This is a genomic window from Leptolyngbya sp. FACHB-36 (assembly GCF_014695955.1).
GTDB lineage: Bacteria > Cyanobacteriota > Cyanobacteriia > Leptolyngbyales > Leptolyngbyaceae > FACHB-36.
The window spans coordinates 1-2,378 of the sequence record NZ_JACJPG010000090.1 but is presented as its reverse complement, the minus strand read 5'-3'; the positions used below and the strand labels follow the sequence as shown (position 1 = coordinate 2,378).

1 protein-coding gene and 2 pseudogenes are annotated in these 2,378 nt (G+C 55.3%); all 3 read right to left on the bottom strand.

Features of this window, described 5'->3' with window-relative positions; all coding sequences use genetic code 11:
• Positions 1-590, bottom strand: a pseudogene (locus H6F43_RS01265) (hypothetical protein); the annotation flags it as partial.
• Between the two features lie 346 nt (positions 591-936).
• Positions 937-1,884, bottom strand: a complete 948-nt coding sequence (locus H6F43_RS01260) for a methylenetetrahydrofolate reductase (RefSeq protein ID WP_190340211.1) — start codon at positions 1,882-1,884, stop codon at positions 937-939.
• 200 nt (positions 1,885-2,084) lie between these two features.
• Positions 2,085-2,378: pseudogene (locus H6F43_RS01255) on the bottom strand (tryptophan--tRNA ligase); the annotation flags it as partial.

Below are 2,378 nucleotides of genomic sequence, written 5' to 3'. Positions count from 1 at the left end.
AGCGGAATTTGCGTGCGATAGTGCAATTGCTGCAGCGACAGCGATCGTCCTTGCCGGATGCGGCGCAGCTCTTGACCAAGTTCCTGTAGCCGTTCTTGCCACGCCTGCACGGCGGCTTGAGCAGCCAGTTCCTTTTTGCTTAAGCGGCGGCGCGGTGGCTCTTTCGTGGCTTTAGCAGGTCTGTTGACGGCACTCGGATGTAGAACGACCGGCTTGGACGGCTCTTCTAGCGGAGACGCGATCGCATCCGTACTGAAAATTCCCGGTTCAGAATGAATATGAGCCATGGGGGATGGCACAGGGGAAATTGACTGAGCGGCGTCTAGCGGTTCAGTCCGCAGCGGTTCCCGCTTTCGCACGAGGCGACGGAACGCCAGCCGGATTGCTTCTCTGCCGACGGCTTTGACCATGCGCTGCACCTGCATTCCCACTTCAGTGGGCATCGTATGCAGGTTTGAGAGAATCTGCCCGTAGGTTTCGCTACGGTAAAGCTCCGCTTCCACCTGTCCTAAAATTGTCCGTAGTCCCTCAGGAGAAACCTCAGAGACTTCTCCTGGAATTGTCCAACCGTAAGAAAGTTCTTGTACCATGCTCCGATCGCCTCCCACATCAAACGCTGATTGCAACAGCGACAGCGGTTCCAACTGAACTGGACGCCTGCATTAGAAACTGGGTAATTCGCTCGCCCACTTCCTGACCTGACACATACCGACCCCAGATTCAACTGAAAACAGCTATATGCTGTCTACTTAACTTCATTCGATGGGCTGACTGCGTGCTCCGGATGAGATTTCAGTGAATTTAAAGGCAATTTGCCGTAAAACCGGAAAATTTTTGCGATCGCGCCCTGAATCTCAAAGTTCTTGACATTCTCTCCGCTTAACCGTATTCTGCCTAGCCTGCACTGCTACATAACCGGGGACAGCGAGTGAGCTGCTAGCGCCTTGGCGTGGTGGTTTGCATCTCGAATGGGGCTGGCTTCTCTGAGAGAGAAATTCCGGCAAGGTCAAGAATTTGCGGAATTAGATCTTCACGCTTAACTGCCATCAGATGAACACCTTGGCAAAGCTGGCGAGCAAGCCGAATCTGCTCTGCGGCAATTGTCATGCCTTCTTGGAGTGGGTCGGCGGCGCGATCGAGCCGTTCAATGATCGAATCGGGAATCTGCACACCGGGAACGCAGCGATTGATGAACTGCGCATTCTTTGCCGACTTCAGCAGAAAAACTCCTGCCAGAACGGGCTTATTGCTGCCCGCGACGATCTGGGTCATAAACTTTTCTAGTCGATCGAAATCTGAAACAAGCTGGCTCTGGAAAAACTGTGCTCCGGCTGCCAGCTTGCGATCGAAGCGGCGTTGGAGTCCCGACCAACTGCCGCACTGTGGGTCTACGGCTGCCCCTGCCAGTAAATCCGTTTCGCCATCGGGCAGCGGTTTGTCGGTCCAGTCGCAGCCTGCATTCAGTTTGCTAATCAGTTCCAGCAGTCGCACGGACTCCAACTCAAACACGCCACGGGCATCGGGGTGGTCTCCAGCTTTTACTGGGTCGCCCGTCAGCGCCAAAATATTGCGGACGCCCAACGCCTGCGCCCCCATTAAATCCGCCTGAAGCCCAATGCTGTTGCGATCGCGGCAGGCAACCTGACAAATCGGCTCAATTCCGTTTTGCAGCAGAATCACCGACGCTGCCAGCGACGACATCCGCAGCACCGCTCGGCTACCATCCGTGATGTTCACTCCGTGGACTCGTCCGCGCAGCAGATGCGCCATCCGTAGCATGTGGGTCGGGTTCGCGCCTTTAGGTGGGGCAACCTCAGCGGTGATCAGGAACTCACCAGACTGAATCGCGGAGCGGAAGGACGGGAAGGAAGGACGATCAGGCATAAGGAATGATAGTCAGGATTAAATACAAGCAGGCTAAAACAGTTGGAGACTCATTCTGGCAAAATTTCATACTCAGTACTGCCATCCAGAGGAGGGAAATACCGGAGTCGCTTGCACAAATGCGACGATGCGCCTACGGTTCACCCTACACCGTCACGATCGGTTAAAAACCATGTTCAGCGAAAGCGTTCGTCGCCTCTCTACAGCGGTAGAGAATAACCTAGCGCGATTTTAACCTTCTGCAAGGTGTGGTTGGCGATCGCGGTCGCTTTCTGTCGTCCGTCCCGCAGCACCGACTCCAGATAGCCCTTGTCGTCCATGATGGCGCGGTATTTTTCCTGAATCGGAGTCAGGTGGGCGATCGTCGCCTCGGTCAGGAGGGGTTTGAACTGCCCCCAGCCCATGTCCCGACATTCCGCTGCCACGGCGTCTTTGGTTTTGCCGGACAGCAGCGTGTACAGCGTCAGCAGATTGTTGCACTCTGGACGATCGGG